Source organism: Chryseobacterium sp. YIM B08800 (assembly GCF_026163565.1).
Classification (GTDB): domain Bacteria; phylum Bacteroidota; class Bacteroidia; order Flavobacteriales; family Weeksellaceae; genus Chryseobacterium.
This window is the reverse complement of record NZ_JAPDKN010000041.1, coordinates 54,811-68,582: the sequence shown is the minus strand read 5'-3', so window position 1 is coordinate 68,582 and position 13,772 is coordinate 54,811. Positions and strand designations below refer to the sequence as shown.

At 33.4% G+C, this 13,772-nt stretch carries 16 protein-coding genes; 4 read left to right on the top strand and 12 right to left on the bottom strand.

Going from position 1 to position 13,772, the window contains the following annotated elements:
- Window positions 1-516: 516 nt before the first annotated feature.
- From OEW74_RS15450 to OEW74_RS15395, 12 genes are all read right to left on the bottom strand, one after another.
- Window positions 517-1,245 (bottom strand): hypothetical protein, encoded by a 729-nt coding sequence (locus OEW74_RS15450; protein ID WP_265429322.1) that lies wholly within the window; start codon window positions 1,243-1,245, stop codon window positions 517-519.
- A gap of 258 nt (window positions 1,246-1,503) precedes the next feature.
- Window positions 1,504-1,842, bottom strand: a complete 339-nt coding sequence (locus OEW74_RS15445) for a hypothetical protein (protein WP_265429321.1) — start codon at window positions 1,840-1,842, stop codon at window positions 1,504-1,506.
- Window positions 1,843-1,879: 37 nt separating this feature from the next.
- On the bottom strand, window positions 1,880-2,611 hold the full coding sequence (gene lipB / locus OEW74_RS15440; RefSeq protein ID WP_265429320.1) for a lipoyl(octanoyl) transferase LipB: 732 nt from the start codon (window positions 2,609-2,611) through the stop codon (window positions 1,880-1,882).
- Window positions 2,612-2,643: 32 nt separating this feature from the next.
- Window positions 2,644-3,420: a tryptophan synthase subunit alpha gene (trpA, locus tag OEW74_RS15435; RefSeq protein WP_265429319.1), complete on the bottom strand. Its 777-nt coding sequence runs from the start codon at window positions 3,418-3,420 to the stop codon at window positions 2,644-2,646.
- Window positions 3,421-3,549: 129 nt separating this feature from the next.
- Complete coding sequence (gene trpB, locus OEW74_RS15430) at window positions 3,550-4,764, bottom strand: tryptophan synthase subunit beta (protein ID WP_265429318.1); 1,215 nt, start codon at window positions 4,762-4,764, stop codon at window positions 3,550-3,552.
- Window positions 4,757-5,230: an OsmC family protein gene (locus tag OEW74_RS15425; RefSeq protein ID WP_265429317.1), complete on the bottom strand. Its 474-nt coding sequence runs from the start codon at window positions 5,228-5,230 to the stop codon at window positions 4,757-4,759. The genes trpB and OEW74_RS15425 overlap by 8 nt, the downstream gene beginning before the upstream one ends.
- A 21-nt stretch (window positions 5,231-5,251) precedes the next feature.
- Window positions 5,252-5,989, bottom strand: coding sequence for a phosphoribosylanthranilate isomerase (locus tag OEW74_RS15420; RefSeq protein WP_265429316.1), 738 nt, complete (start codon window positions 5,987-5,989; stop codon window positions 5,252-5,254).
- A gap of 18 nt (window positions 5,990-6,007) precedes the next feature.
- The gene (gene trpC, locus OEW74_RS15415) at window positions 6,008-6,787 is read right to left on the bottom strand and encodes an indole-3-glycerol phosphate synthase TrpC (RefSeq protein WP_265429315.1); all 780 of its coding nucleotides are present in this window, start codon (window positions 6,785-6,787) and stop codon (window positions 6,008-6,010) included.
- Window positions 6,788-6,848: 61 nt separating this feature from the next.
- The gene (gene trpD, locus OEW74_RS15410; protein WP_265429314.1) at window positions 6,849-7,838 is read right to left on the bottom strand and encodes an anthranilate phosphoribosyltransferase; all 990 of its coding nucleotides are present in this window, start codon (window positions 7,836-7,838) and stop codon (window positions 6,849-6,851) included.
- Between the two features lie 97 nt (window positions 7,839-7,935).
- Complete coding sequence (locus OEW74_RS15405) at window positions 7,936-8,544, bottom strand: anthranilate synthase component II (protein ID WP_265429313.1); 609 nt, start codon at window positions 8,542-8,544, stop codon at window positions 7,936-7,938.
- Window positions 8,544-8,897 carry a four helix bundle protein gene (locus tag OEW74_RS15400; protein WP_210150247.1) on the bottom strand — a complete coding sequence of 118 codons (354 nt, stop codon included), beginning with the start codon at window positions 8,895-8,897 and terminating at the stop codon, window positions 8,544-8,546. The genes OEW74_RS15405 and OEW74_RS15400 overlap by 1 nt, the downstream gene beginning before the upstream one ends.
- 31 nt (window positions 8,898-8,928) lie before the next feature.
- On the bottom strand, window positions 8,929-10,353 hold the full coding sequence (locus OEW74_RS15395; RefSeq protein WP_265429312.1) for an anthranilate synthase component I family protein: 1,425 nt from the start codon (window positions 10,351-10,353) through the stop codon (window positions 8,929-8,931).
- Window positions 10,354-10,733: 380 nt separating this feature from the next.
- Here OEW74_RS15395 and OEW74_RS15390 point away from each other — a divergent pair, with 380 nt between their 5' ends.
- The 4 genes from OEW74_RS15390 (at window position 10,734) to OEW74_RS15375 (ending at window position 13,772) form a co-directional block, all read left to right on the top strand.
- Window positions 10,734-10,934: a hypothetical protein gene (locus tag OEW74_RS15390; protein ID WP_066677951.1), complete on the top strand. Its 201-nt coding sequence runs from the start codon at window positions 10,734-10,736 to the stop codon at window positions 10,932-10,934.
- The gene (locus OEW74_RS15385; protein ID WP_265429311.1) at window positions 10,934-11,302 is read left to right on the top strand and encodes a c-type cytochrome; all 369 of its coding nucleotides are present in this window, start codon (window positions 10,934-10,936) and stop codon (window positions 11,300-11,302) included. The genes OEW74_RS15390 and OEW74_RS15385 overlap by 1 nt, the downstream gene beginning before the upstream one ends.
- Window positions 11,303-12,229 carry a 23S rRNA (adenine(1618)-N(6))-methyltransferase RlmF gene (rlmF, locus tag OEW74_RS15380; RefSeq protein ID WP_265429310.1) on the top strand — a complete coding sequence of 309 codons (927 nt, stop codon included), beginning with the start codon at window positions 11,303-11,305 and terminating at the stop codon, window positions 12,227-12,229.
- A gap of 124 nt (window positions 12,230-12,353) precedes the next feature.
- Window positions 12,354-13,772 (top strand): T9SS type A sorting domain-containing protein, encoded by a 1,419-nt coding sequence (locus tag OEW74_RS15375; protein ID WP_265429309.1) that lies wholly within the window; start codon window positions 12,354-12,356, stop codon window positions 13,770-13,772.

Sequence of the window (13,772 nt, the reverse complement as noted above, 5' to 3'; positions counted from 1 at the left end):
TATACAAAGGCGTAAACTTAGCAAAGAAATACAAGAAGTTATAAAATATGAGAAATTGTGGGTGAGCATTCAGAAAATAATGAATGTCTGTTTTTATTAATAAGTCTAAAATCAGAAATTATTTTGTTATTCCGTAGGAATTTAAATTGCTTTGTTTTCAGTCTGTTTAGATTCTTGCGGAAGGACCAATAAATCGTTAAAAACTAAGTTGTTACTATGTATGGAAATTCATAAAAAAATAAATTTCTAAATTTTAGAATGCTTTAAGTTGTTGCCTTTCTAATTTGAGTTGGTATAATTCTTTTTTGGATAATAATATGTCTTTTCCAAGTTGGTAAAATTCTTTTCTGAGTTTGCTTATTTCTTTTTTAAGTTGAGGTAATTCTTTTTCAAGTCATTTAAATTCTTTCTGGAGGAGCTTTATTTCTATTTCTGATACGAAAAATCCTCTTGCTTTAAAAGAGGATTTTGTTTTTAGGAGCGTACTGTCCTTAATGAGAAATAATGGTGAGGGTTTTAATTTTTAATTTTAGAAAATTCTATACCTTTTATCTGTGCAAACTCCGGACTGGTAGCTCCGAATATCGCCTTGATGTATTTTTTGATGTCTGAAGCGATCTCGCAAATTCCAATTTCGTCACCGTATAAAAGTTTGTTTCTAATGATTCTTGCATTGTTGACATTAGCATACGCTCTTATTACCTCCAAATTTTTATTTTGTAGATCTGTGATGGTTGAGGCAAGTGTGTCTACAAGCAACTCCGGCTCATTGGGCTGATAATTGGGCTCGTTTGCTAAGACCATTTTAAGCGCTGATAAATGCTGAATGAGCTGGTCATAGGATTGCTGGCTTACGGAAATGGTAGCGGGAGTGGTTTCGGGACTGACAGGGTTTTTGGGAGGGGATGCTCTTTTGCCCTGTAATCTTCTATTGTGGAATTTTGCTTCTTTAATGCTGCCTTCAGATGCATTGGAAACCTGTATTGCGTTGATGAATCTTGTTGCCATCGTTTTGATACCGCTGAAAGCTTCCTGCCTTTCGCTTACCTTTCTGTTGTAGATGGTATGATTAGATAAAACATCTGCGAGAGCAATTTCGGCAGAACTTTTCAAAGCAATGAGTGCGGGTAACTGCAAGTTGGTTTTTGAGGGATTGTAGGATGAGCCATAGGCCATTAAGAACTCAATTAAGGTCTGAAAATTTGCAATGTTTTTTGCATGACCTGTTTCTGTGGTTGATGCCATAAATCATTTGTGTTTAGTTTGTTAGTGTAACAAATATAGATTTTTTTCAGATAGAAAAGAACGGGTGTTGTGGTTTTTTATGAGAAAACCTCACCGGAGCGAGGTTTTACATTTATTATTTTCTTTGCTGTCGCAAGAATCGTGCTTTTGGTGATAATACGAGAGAGACGCTCGCTCTAGTGTGGATTTGTTTAATTCATATTGTATCAAAAGGAAATCCTTTCAAAAAATTGAAAGGATTTTTGTATTTGTAAATATTTAAAGGTTATTTTTCAGTGAAAAAATCATGACATCATTTGTTGTAGAAGAAAAAGTTTGTTCTATTTCCTGAATATCATTTTTTGCTGCATCAAGAAACTCTTCCATCTGCTCTTGTTGATGATTGATAAACTCATCTTTTTTATCAATCCAAGCTTTAGACTCTAACACTATTGTTTTAGCTTCTTGCAAAGAACAATCCTGATTTGTTTTAACGAACATTATGCATTCTAAAATCCTCCAATTAAGAGCTTTCAATTCAAATAATTTACAATCAAGCTCAGATTGTAAAAGTTTTTTTTCTGTTTGAGCAAGTTTTATTATTTCTTCTGGTATCATCATGAAAAGATTTAAGATAGAATATAATATATCTTTATTAAGCCTTCATCACCAATTCCGCCTCAAAAACATCCGCAAAATGCTTTCTGATTTTGGCTTTAATGTCTTCCATTTCTTCGGGAGTAAGCTCTCTTTCCAGTTCTCTTTTTAGAGAAGTTACCTGCTTGTCTTTGATACCGCAAGGAATGATGTATTCAAAATAACGCATGTCGGTATTGATGTTTAAGGCAAAGCCATGCAGCGTAACCCAACGTGAAGCTTTTACACCCATCGCACAAATTTTTCTGGCGTAAGGTTTTCCTACATCCAGCCAAACTCCGGTTTCTCCGGGAGAACGCTCGCCTTTTAATCCGTATTCGGCAATGGTTCTGATGATGACTTCTTCAAGATTTCTCATGTATTTATGAATATCTGTGAAGAAATTTTCTAAATCTAAAACCGGATAACCCACGATTTGTCCGTAGCCATGATAGGTAATGTCACCGCCACGATTAACTTTTACAAAAGTGGCATCTATTTCTTTCAGTTTATCGATTCCGGCAAGCATATTTTCTTCATGACCGCTTTTGCCGAGTGTATAAACGTGAGGATGCTCTACCAAAAGAAAATGATTTGGCGTGGTAAGATGTTGCTCGGCAGGGAGATCCCTGTTTTTAACTTTAATATCAATAATATCTTTCATCAGTTTTTCCTGATAATCCCAAGAGGACTGATATTCTTTGATGCCTAAATCTTCAAATTCTACGACTTTATTCTGATGTGTATTCATTCTTTAATTTGATGAAACAAATTTAGTGATTTTTACGCTCTTATGGAATGGATGAAATCTATGGCTTTGGTCTTCCAATCTCTATTTTGCAGAAGGATGTTGACGAAGGCGGTACCGATAATTCCGCCGTCTGCTTTTTGGGTAACGTTTTCAAAATCTTCTTTAGATTTAATCCCAAAACCAATCATTACAGGATTTTTCAGTGGGAGAGAAGCCAATCTTGAAAGGTATTCTTCGTTTTTTAAAACAGCATTCTCATTTCCTGTTGTGGATGAAGAACTTACTGCATATAAAAAGCCTGAACTTAATGAATCGAGATACAAAATTCTTTCATCTGAAGTTTCGGGAGTTACCAAAAACGTAAAATTTAAATTGTATTTTTCTAAAATTTGCTGGTAATTTTTTTCAAATTCAATCGGTGGCAAATCGGGAATAATTAATCCTGAAACTCCACTTTCAGAACATTCTCTGCAAAAATTTTCAAACCCGAAACTTAAAACCGGATTGATGTATCCCATTAATATAATTGGAATTCTGATTTCGTTTTTAATAGATTTCAGTTGAGAAAGTAAAGTTGAAATCGTCATTCCGTTATTTAAAGCCAGTTCGTGCGCTTTTTGAATGACAGGACCATCAGCGACAGGGTCGGAATAAGGCATTCCTATTTCCATCATATCGGCTCCGGAATCCTGAATGAGTTTTATAATTTCAGTGGTATCTTCCAGTTGTGGAATTCCTGCTGTGAAGTAGATGTTGAGGAGTTTAGGTTGGGTGCTGGAAGCTGGAAGCTGGATGTTATTATCGTTCATTTTTTTATTAATCTATATATTTATTATTTTCTCGCAGATTGAGCAAATTTCGCAGATTTATTTTATCTGCGTAATCTGTAAAATCTGCGAGATAAAAATTTTACAGTCTCCGAGAAGTTTTTTACTGAATTAAACTTCCGTCTTCTGACTTCCATCTTCCAGCATTTTCAAATACGTTTCCATATCCTTATCACCACGACCGCTTAAGCAAATAACGACAATATCGTTTTCGTTAAATTTCTTTTTATCTAAAACCGCTAAAGCATGAGCGCTTTCCAAGGCAGGGATAATTCCTTCCAATTTAGTTAAATCAAAAGCGGATTGCAAAGCTTCATCATCGTTAATACTGAAAAATTCCGCACGATTTTCTTTAAATAAATGCGCATGAAAAGGTCCGATTCCCGGGTAATCTAAACCTGCAGAAATAGAGTGTGGTTCGATAACCTGTCCGTCTTTTGTCTGCATCACCAAGCTTTTACTTCCGTGCAAAACACCTAAAGTTCCCAGAAAAGTTGTCGCAGCAGATTTCCCTGAATCCACTCCAAAACCTCCGGCTTCTGCAGCAATGATTTTTACATTTTCTTCTTCCACAAAATGATAGAAAGTTCCTGCAGCATTGCTTCCGCCACCCACACAAGCGATGACATAATCAGGAGTTGATCGACCAATTTGTTCGTTAAGCTGTTCCTTAATTTCCTTTGAAATCACAGATTGAAATCTCGCGACCAAATCGGGAAATGGATGTGGACCAACCACACTTCCGATAACGTAATGGGTTGTGGTTGAGTTGTTGATCCAGTCTCTTAACGCTTCATTCACAGCATCTTTTAACGTTTTTGAACCTGACGTAGCTGGAACGACGGTTGCTCCAAGCATTTTCATCCTTGCAACATTCGGAGCCTGTCTTGCAATGTCGATTTCGCCCATGTAAACGATACATTCCAAACCAAGAAGCGCACAAGCTGTAGCAGTTGCAACGCCGTGTTGTCCGGCTCCTGTTTCAGCAATGATTCTATGTTTGCCTAAACGTTTTGCCAATAAAACCTGCCCCAAAGCATTGTTGATTTTATGCGCTCCGGTATGGTTGAGGTCTTCTCTTTTTAAATAAATCTGTGTCTGATATTTTTCGCTTAAATTTTTCGCCAAATATAATGGAGTAGCGCGACCTACATAGTTTTTCAGCAAATCCTGATACTCAGTCTGAAATTCTTCAGATTCTATAATTTTAAGATAGTTTTTTTGAAGTTCTTCTACATTTGGATAGAGCATTTCGGGGATGAAAGCACCTCCGAATTCTCCGTAATATCCTTGTTCGTCTGGATTTTTATAATTTGTTTTAATCATTTTTGTAATTAATTTCAGGTTGATGTTTTACTTCAAAATTTAATGAGTTGGCGATGAAACAATACTCATTTGCCTTTTGATGAAGTTCGATTGCTTTTTCTATCATTTCTTTTTCGGCAACCAAAATTTTGGGTTTTAAGATAATTTCTGTGAACTTTCCACTGCCGTTTTCGCTTTCTATCATTGTTCCTTCTACAAGATCTTCATATTCCAAGACCAAAATTTTATTCACAGAACAAAAATGCAAATACCATAAAAGATGACACGAAGAAACGGAAGCCAACAGTAAATCTTCAGGATTGTGAAGTTCAGGATTGCCCAAAAATGCAGGGTCTGAAGAACCTTTTATTTCAACTTTTCCATCCACAGATATGGTATAAGTTCTTTCATAAGAACGATAGTTTTTTGTTGATTCACCGGTGTTTCCCGTCCATTTTATTTTTGATTTGTATTGATGGTTTTTCATATGATTATATCAATTAATTAATTAATTAATTAATGATAAAAATTCTTTTATTTTCTCCAAATCTTTATTTCCCGGTTCTATTTCAAATTTTGAATTAATGTCGAGTGCAAAAGGTGTATTTAACTTTGTCAAAGTTTTATTTTCATGCAGATTAACTTTGACAAAGTTTTTCAGTTCTTCAATATTTTCCAAAGAAATTCCGCCGCTTAAAAAATACGGAATCGGGATTTCTATTTCGTTTAAAATATTCCAGTCGAAAGTTTTTCCTGTTCCTCCAAATGCTTTAGAATCGGTGTCGAATAGGAGATAGTTGATGGTTGATTGTTGTTGGTTGTCTGTCTGAGCGGAGCCGAAGACTTTTTCAATTTTTATTCTTACTTCCGACTTTTGGTTTCCAATTCTAATGACTTTTATGATTCTAACTTCAGGTTTTAATTTTTTTCTCAATTCCAAAATAAAATCATCACTTTCATCGCCGTGAAGCTGAATAAAATTTAAATCTGCTTTTTCAGCAATTTCTATTATTTTATCTGCATTTTCATTGACAAAAACCCCAACTTTTCCTTGATGATCTATTTCTGATATTTCATTTAAATTTAAATGGTTCAGAACATATCTTGGTGATTTTTCGTAGAAGATAAAGCCAAGAAAATCAACTTTTAATGCCACTAATTCACGAATTTGAGCAAATTGGGTTAGTCCGCAAACTTTGAGTTTTGGTTGAGAGTTTTCTGTCGATTTTTGTTGGTTCTCAATCATTGCTAAATTGGTAAACTGTTATATTTTTACATTAGAAACGAATTCAGAAAATTTATTTCCGGGGTTTTCATTTTTCATAAAATATTCGCCCATCAAAAAACCGTTGAATCCTTTTTCTTTTAAATATATAAAATCTTCTTCGTTATAAATTCCGCTTTCGGCAACAGATAAAATATTTTCAGGAAGCTGATTTTTTAGGTTTACAGAATGTTGTAAATCAACCTTGAAATCTTTTAAATTTCTGTTGTTAATTCCTACAAAATCAATGCTTTTATGAATGTGTTGAAGTTCTTCTTCGGTGTGAATTTCTAATAAAACTTCAAGATTTAAGGAATGAGCCAATTTTGTAAATTCTAAGACCTGATTGGGAGAAAGACAAGCCGCAATCAATAAAATTACATCGGCTCCGATTGATTTGGCTTCATAAAATTGATATTCATCAACCATAAAATCTTTTCTTAGAATTGGAATCTGGATGTGATTTCTTACATTCAAAATATCGTCAAAACTTCCGCCGAAAAAATCTTTATCAGTAAGAATAGAAATTCCGCTTGCTCCAAATTTTTCATAAGTTGAAGCCACTTCTAAAGGCGAAATTTGATTATTAATAATCCCTTTTGAAGGCGACCGTCTTTTAAATTCAGCAATAATTCCTGATTTTGATTCTAGAGTTTCTTTCAGAGAAAAAGTTTTTCTTCCGAAAAATTCTGAATCTTTAAGCTGTTCCACAGAAACTTTAGATTTTGAATCTTTTATTTCCTGTTTTTTTCTTGCTATGATTTTATCTAAAATGTTCATTTTTTAGGTTGATGGTTAATTGTTGTTAGTTGATGGATTTTTGTAGTATGGAAAAAAACTATCAACCATCAACTAATAACTGTAAACTATTCAACGCTTTTCCTTCAAACAAACTTTCTTTTGCTAAAGTCAAACAATCATCATAAGTTCCAAATTTCTGGGTGTGATACAAAGCAACCGTTGCATTGACTAAAACCACAGCATTTTGAGAATCTGTACCTTTTCTTTCTAAGATATTTTTGAAAATTTTTGCTGTTTCTTCGATGGTTTTTCCTGCTTCTATGTTTTCAGCATCAACAGGTTTGAAACCTAAATCTTCTGCGGAATAAATATTTTCACCGCTTTTCGTGATGATTTTACTGTCTTGAGTAAGGCTGATTTCATCATATCCATCCATTCCATGAACTAAAACAAATTCCTGATTTTCTTTTTGAAGCAGATACTGATATATTCTTGCAATCTCCAGATTATAAACTCCTATCACAGAAAACTGTGGTTTTGCAGGATTTACTAATGGACCAAGTAAATTAAAAAAAGTACGCAAGCCTAAAGATTTTCGCAAAGCTCCAACGGATTGCAACGCTGGATGAAAATAGGGAGCGTGAAGAAAACAGATATTCGCTTTTTCTAAATCTTGATTAAGCTCGTCTGATGTTTTTTTGAATTGATAACCTAAAGCCTCTAAAACATTGGATGAACCCGTAACCGTTGATGCACCATAGTTTCCGTGTTTGGTTACTTTTTGTCCGGCTCCTGCAACAACAAAACTTGCTAAAGTAGAAATGTTGATGGTATTTTTTCCATCACCACCGGTTCCCACAATGTCGATGCTGTCATTAGTATTCAAATTAACCGGAATCGCCATTTGAAGAAGTGCTTCTCGGAAACCTTTCAATTCTTCCAAGGTAATATTTCGCATTAGAAAAATACTGATAAAGGAAGTGACTTCAGTAGCGTTAAATTTATTTTGAGCAATCTCAATCATAATAGCTTTTGCCTGCGATTTTGACAAAGTGTGGTGATTGAAAAGATATTCTAATATTTCTTTCATAATAGTAAATGGTTGCTGGTTGTTAGTGATTGCTTGTTAGTTTTAAAGTATTTTTAGAATAATTTTCTATCAACTATCAACTATCAACTAAAATCTATTAACCAATTAAAAAATTTCTAATAATGGTTTTTCCATCGGGAGTCAAAATACTTTCAGGATGATATTGAACGCCATGAACATCATAAGTTTTATGTTTCAAGCTCATAATCATTCCTTTGCTGTCTATACTGGTAATTTCCAATTCGTCAGGGAAATTTTCAGGATTCACTGCCCAACTGTGATATCTCCCGACTTCTAAAGTTGGAGGTAAATCATTGAAAATTTTATGCTCGCTGATTTGGATTGCTTCTGTTGCTACCCCATGAAAAATCTCTGTAAGATTGATTAAGCTTCCTCCAAAAGCTTCAGCGATTGCCTGTTGACCAAGACAAACTCCTAAAATACTTTTTGTTGGAGCGTATTTTTTGATTACATTCAGTAAAATTCCAGCTTCTTCGGGAATTCCTGGTCCTGGAGAAAGAATGATTTTATCATACTTCTCAATTTCTTCTAACGAAATTTCATCATTTCGATAAACATCAACTTTTTGATTCAGAATTTGCTCAATCATCTGAACAAGGTTGTAGGTAAAGCTATCGTAGTTGTCGAATACGAGGGTTTTGGTTGTTGGTTGATGGTTGTTGGTTGATGGTTTTATATTTGTCATTATTTTGTTCTGTAATAATTAATAAATCCGTTGATTAACTTTTTACAAAGTATTATTTGATTTGAAATAATTTTGAAATCTTCATTATTTATGTATGTTAAGTCTAACGATAAGTAAAATTGTGTTTCAAGTTCAAAAAGAGAACCTCTCGCAATAAATAGAAAATGTATTGTTTCTTTTGCTGTATTTCTTCCGCAGCCTTCGGCAATATTTGAGGGAACTGAAACTGCACATCTTCTCATTTGGTTTGTTAACCCAAAAATCTCTTCTTTTGGATAACTTTTGGTCGAGTCATAAACAAGTTTTGTTAATTTTCTTGCTTCGATCCATACTTCTAAATCTTTATATTCCATATTTGTATTTTATTCTAAAAACTAACAACTATCAACCAACAACTAATCTCTCCGCTTTTTCAACCGCTTTTTTTAAAGCATTTAGTTTATTATTTACTTCTTCTAGCTCATTTTGAGGGATTGATTTCGCAACCAGACCAGCTCCTGCCTGATAAAATAAAGTATTGTTCTTGCTTAAAAATGTTCGAATCATAATTGCCTGATTACAATCGCCATTCAAACCAATCATTCCGATGCAACCGCCGTAATAACCGCGCGAATCTTTTTCGTATTCATTAATAAGTTGAAGGGCTTTGTATTTTGGCGCTCCGCTTAAAGTTCCCTGTGGGAAAGTATCAGAAACAATGTCAAAAGGGTTGGTGTTTTCTTCCAATTCAGCAGTAACTTCACTTACCATGTGAATAACGTGGGAGAAAAGCTGAATTTCTTTTAACTTAGTTACAGTTACATTTTTTCCTTTTTTTCCTAAGTCGTTTCTGGCTAAATCTACCAACATCGTATGTTCTGCATTTTCTTTCGGGTCTTTTTTTAAGGCTTCTGCAGATTGTAGATCGGTTTCGAAATCTCCGCTTCTTTTAAAAGTTCCTGCAATAGGGTGGATGATGGCTTTGTTGTTTTTAATAATTAACTGACTTTCAGGGCTTGAACCAAATAGTTTATAGTTTCCGTAGTCAAAAAAGAATAAGTAAGGCGATGGATTGATATTTCTCAAAGCACGATATACATTAAACTCGTCACCTTTAAATTTCTGCTCAAACCTTCTGCTCAAAACTAATTGAAATACATCACCTCTTTTACAATGTTTTTGGGCTTTATCTACCAATTCCAAATATTCATCATCGGTAAGATTTGAGGATTCAAAACCATCTTTTTCGAATGGATAAACGAGTGCATTTTTATTTTTAATTAAATCCTGTAGCAAGAGCATTTCAGATTTTACACCATCAATTTGATTTTCGATAATATGCATTTCATCATTAAAATGATTAATGGCAATCACATATTGGTACAGTCTGTAACGAAGAATCGGGATTTCAACTTCTTTGCTTTGAGGTTTAAAACTGATGTTTTCAAAAAACGGAACAGCCTCAAAACTTGTGTATCCGAAAAGACTTTGTGCCGTTTCTTCTATTTTGTCGTTGGGTTTTTCACAAACAAAAACTTTAGAAAAATCATTCAGTAACTGCGTCACTTCTATGTTTTCTAACGATTTTTTCTCAGGATTTTCATTGGGGAATTTGATTTCATACTCATGAAGATTTTTTATTTCAATTCCGGCAATCGCGTTTACCGCAATGAAAGAAAAATTGTTGTCGATATTTTTTGCATCTGAACTTTCAAGCAAAATGGTATCGCGAAATTTATCTCTTATCTGAAGGTAAATATTCATCGGAGTTTGAAGGTCTCCCAATGTTTTTTTTGAGGTGGTTTTTATATTGATTGTATTGTTAAACATTTTTATAAATTTTTAGATATGGAACAAAAAAAGACTTCAACGCAATCGTCAAAGTCTCTGTATATTTTTCTATAGAATTCAAGCTGTAATTTAACAACACGACAATAGCATCAGACCCGACGAAGAGTTTGAGTGCCACCACCAATTTTTGTTGTTAGAAATAATCATGAGGCAAATGTAGAAATTTTTTTATTATCAAAAACAAAAAAATTAGATAAAATTTATTTTCAGTTTCTTGGAATCTGTTTAAATATGATTTAAAATAGCTTTAAATCTCGTATTTGAAACTTTATTTTTATATTTTTGTCAGCAAATAAAAAAAGTGAGAGATTATGGATTTCTTTCACTGAAATATTAAAAAATAATATAGAAAGTTACCTATGAAAAAAGTATTGGCAATCGCATTTATCGGAAGTATATTCGCAGTAAGCTGCTCAAAAAAAGCTGACAAATCTCTACAAGACAGCAACGTTATGCTAGAAGAGCCAGCAGCACCTACAGTAGTAGATTCTACTAAATCTACACCAGCTCCAGTAGCAGCAACACCTGCACCTGCAACAGATTCTACAGCTGCAAAATAATGAAAAAACTGTTTTTGACAGGATTGATAAGCTTATTTATTGTTTCCTGTTCTAAAAAAGAAGATTCACAAGCTTTATCAACAGATTCTACAGATATTTCGACTCCTGTAAATAGCAATGTTTCGGGAAAAGATTTAATTGAAGGTTCTGATTGTATGGCATGTCATAATGCTGTGGAAAGAACGATAGGCCCATCTTATAAAGAAATTGCTGAGAAATATTCTGAAAAAGATATCGAAATCTTGGCTTCAAAAATTATTGAAGGCGGAAGCGGTGTTTGGGGAAGCGTACCAATGCAGCCACACCCACAAGTTTCTAAAGATGACGCCAAAAAAATGGTAGAATATATTTTAAGTCAGAAAAAATAAATGACTGTCGAAAAATCAACTCTGCACCCAAGAAATCTGCACCGAAATTCTTACGATTTTGAACAGCTGATTTCTTGTGTGCCAGAATTGAAACATTATGTTTTCGTCAATTCTTACGGTACTCAGACCATTAATTTCAGTATTCCAAAAGCTGTTAAATTGCTAAATAAAGCCTTGTTGCAGCATTTTTATGGAATTAAAAACTGGGATATTCCAGACCAGAATCTTTGTCCGCCAATTCCTGGGCGTGCAGATTATATTCATTATCTCGCAGATTTATTGACTGAAAATTCTAAAGAAATTCCAAGAGGTATTTCCGTAAAAGGTCTTGATATCGGAACAGGAGCGAATTTGGTGTATCCTTTAATTGCCCATCAATCTTACGGTTGGGGAATGTTGGGAACCGATATTAATCAGAAATCTTTGGAAAATGCTCAGAAGATTTTAGATGATAATCCTGATTTCTCAGCCCATATTCAGTTGAAATTTCAACCGGATTCGAATTTTATATTCAAAAATATTCTTTCTCCCGAAAATCGATTCACATTCTCGATGTGTAATCCACCTTTCCATGATTCCGAAGAATCTGCAATGAAAGGAAATCTAAGGAAGACAAAAAATCTTAAAAAATCAAAGACTTCAAAAACCAATCTCAATTTTGGAGGACAACAATCTGAGTTATGGTGCGAAGGTGGCGAATTGGCTTTTATCTCAAAAATGATTGAAGAAAGTGCTTTATTCTCATCCCAAATTCTTTGGTTTACGTGTTTGGTTTCAAAACAGGAAAATCTTTTTAAGCTGAATTCTCTTTTAAACAAAGTAAAAGCTGTTGAGGTAAAAACTATCGATATGGCGCAAGGACAGAAAATCAGCAGAATATTAGCGTGGACATTTATTCCAAAAGAAAAAAGGAAAGATTGGTTTTAATAATCATGTTGTGAATTTTTAAATAAAAAAAGTCAGACTTGTAAAAAAAAATATTAATTTTACAACAAATGATTTTGTATGCTTCATCTAAAATTAAAAGCATAAAAATTTTAAAACACACATAATGAAAAAAATTATTACAATCTTAGGCTGTATCACAGCCATATTTCTAAACGCACAATCTGTTACAACAGACAATACTTTTGGAACCAACGGTGTTTCTGTGCTAAATTATCAGACTGAAGGATATTCGATTATAAAATCGATTGTTCAGCCTGATGGAAAGATAATTGTCGCAGGAATGCGAATTAATGGTGCTAATAACGATGAGGTTTTTATTGCAAGATTTAATTCGGATGGAGTTCTTGATACAACATTTGCGAATTCAGGGTATTTTATTTCTTTTCAAAATGCAAATGCTTATTCTGCCAATTTGTATTTGATTGGAGATAAAATATTAATTTTTTATCCGGAACAAGGAGCGTTAATCAGGCTTAATAATGATGGAAGTCTTGATAATTCATTTGGAACAAATGGTACTGTAACATTGGCTTCAACAATATACGGATCAGAAGATGTATTGATTGGAAATAATTTATATACTGTTAGAAATACATCTTCTCAGGTATTTTTAGATAAAATTGATGTAAATACTGGTGTTGTAATTTCTTCATCCGTAATTTCGGGACTTGTAAATGCAAACGGAATCTATCTTGGTCCAAATAATAAACTGATTGTACAATCAACCAACAATCAGAACTTCACACATTCAATAACTCTTGTAAATACAGATGGGAGTTTAGATTCAGCATTTGGAACAAATGGGAGTGTGATTGTAGGTTCTTTTGGATCTTCGAATGAAATAGAAGCCACATCGGATTATATTTCAATAGATGATGCTCAAAATATTATCTATGGATTATCGAATGAAAATAATTTTACAATAACAATTAAAAAATATTCTTCAACAGGAATACTTTCAACAAGCTTCGCAAACAACGGAAGCTATGTTTTAGCAAATGCTATAATTTCAGGTTTAAAAATACTTTCAAATCAAATTTATTTTTGTGGAGCAAGTATTGATGGCGGAACCACAAATCTTTTACTAGGAAGGTTAAACTTAGATGGAACATTGGATAATGGATTTAACAACAATGGAATTTATATTTTCAATACCAATAGTACTTCAGAATGGGCAGAGAGTTTTAATATAATATCACCCAATTCTATTATTGTTGCGGGAGAAATAAGTGGAACCAATAATAGCATTTATTTAGGTAAATTTATTATAACATCAAACCTTGGGGTTTATGAGGAAGTTTCTAAAGAATCAATTTGGTTTGAGAATCCAATGAAGTCAAATTTTGTTTATAAATCAAAAGAAAAGGTTTCTATGATTGAAATTTATTCTACAGATGGAAAACTAATCAAGACTCTTAGAGAAGACAATCAAAGCGTTACAGAATTACCAAAAGGAGTGTATTTTGCGAATGTGAAGTTTCAAAATGGAACCACTGTAACTAAAAAAATGATTAAAAATTAG

Coding starts and splice junctions, on each gene's coding strand:
- rlmF (WP_265429310.1), top strand. CDS start 11,303: ATGACTGTCGAAAAATCAACTCTGCACCCAAGAAATCTGCACCGAAAT.
- OEW74_RS15375 (WP_265429309.1), top strand. CDS start 12,354: ATGAAAAAAATTATTACAATCTTAGGCTGTATCACAGCCATATTTCTA.
- trpD (WP_265429314.1), bottom strand. CDS start 7,838: ATGAAAGAAATATTAGAATATCTTTTCAATCACCACACTTTGTCAAAA.
- OEW74_RS15390 (WP_066677951.1), top strand. CDS start 10,734: ATGAAAAAAGTATTGGCAATCGCATTTATCGGAAGTATATTCGCAGTA.
- trpB (WP_265429318.1), bottom strand. CDS start 4,764: ATGATTAAAACAAATTATAAAAATCCAGACGAACAAGGATATTACGGA.
- OEW74_RS15385 (WP_265429311.1), top strand. CDS start 10,934: ATGAAAAAACTGTTTTTGACAGGATTGATAAGCTTATTTATTGTTTCC.
- OEW74_RS15450 (WP_265429322.1), bottom strand. CDS start 1,245: ATGGCATCAACCACAGAAACAGGTCATGCAAAAAACATTGCAAATTTT.
- OEW74_RS15395 (WP_265429312.1), bottom strand. CDS start 10,353: ATGTTTAACAATACAATCAATATAAAAACCACCTCAAAAAAAACATTG.
- OEW74_RS15405 (WP_265429313.1), bottom strand. CDS start 8,544: ATGACAAATATAAAACCATCAACCAACAACCATCAACCAACAACCAAA.
- OEW74_RS15425 (WP_265429317.1), bottom strand. CDS start 5,230: ATGAAAAACCATCAATACAAATCAAAAATAAAATGGACGGGAAACACC.
- OEW74_RS15420 (WP_265429316.1), bottom strand. CDS start 5,989: ATGATTGAGAACCAACAAAAATCGACAGAAAACTCTCAACCAAAACTC.
- trpC (WP_265429315.1), bottom strand. CDS start 6,787: ATGAACATTTTAGATAAAATCATAGCAAGAAAAAAACAGGAAATAAAA.
- OEW74_RS15445 (WP_265429321.1), bottom strand. CDS start 1,842: ATGATACCAGAAGAAATAATAAAACTTGCTCAAACAGAAAAAAAACTT.
- trpA (WP_265429319.1), bottom strand. CDS start 3,420: ATGAACGATAATAACATCCAGCTTCCAGCTTCCAGCACCCAACCTAAA.
- OEW74_RS15400 (WP_210150247.1), bottom strand. CDS start 8,897: ATGGAATATAAAGATTTAGAAGTATGGATCGAAGCAAGAAAATTAACA.
- lipB (WP_265429320.1), bottom strand. CDS start 2,611: ATGAATACACATCAGAATAAAGTCGTAGAATTTGAAGATTTAGGCATC.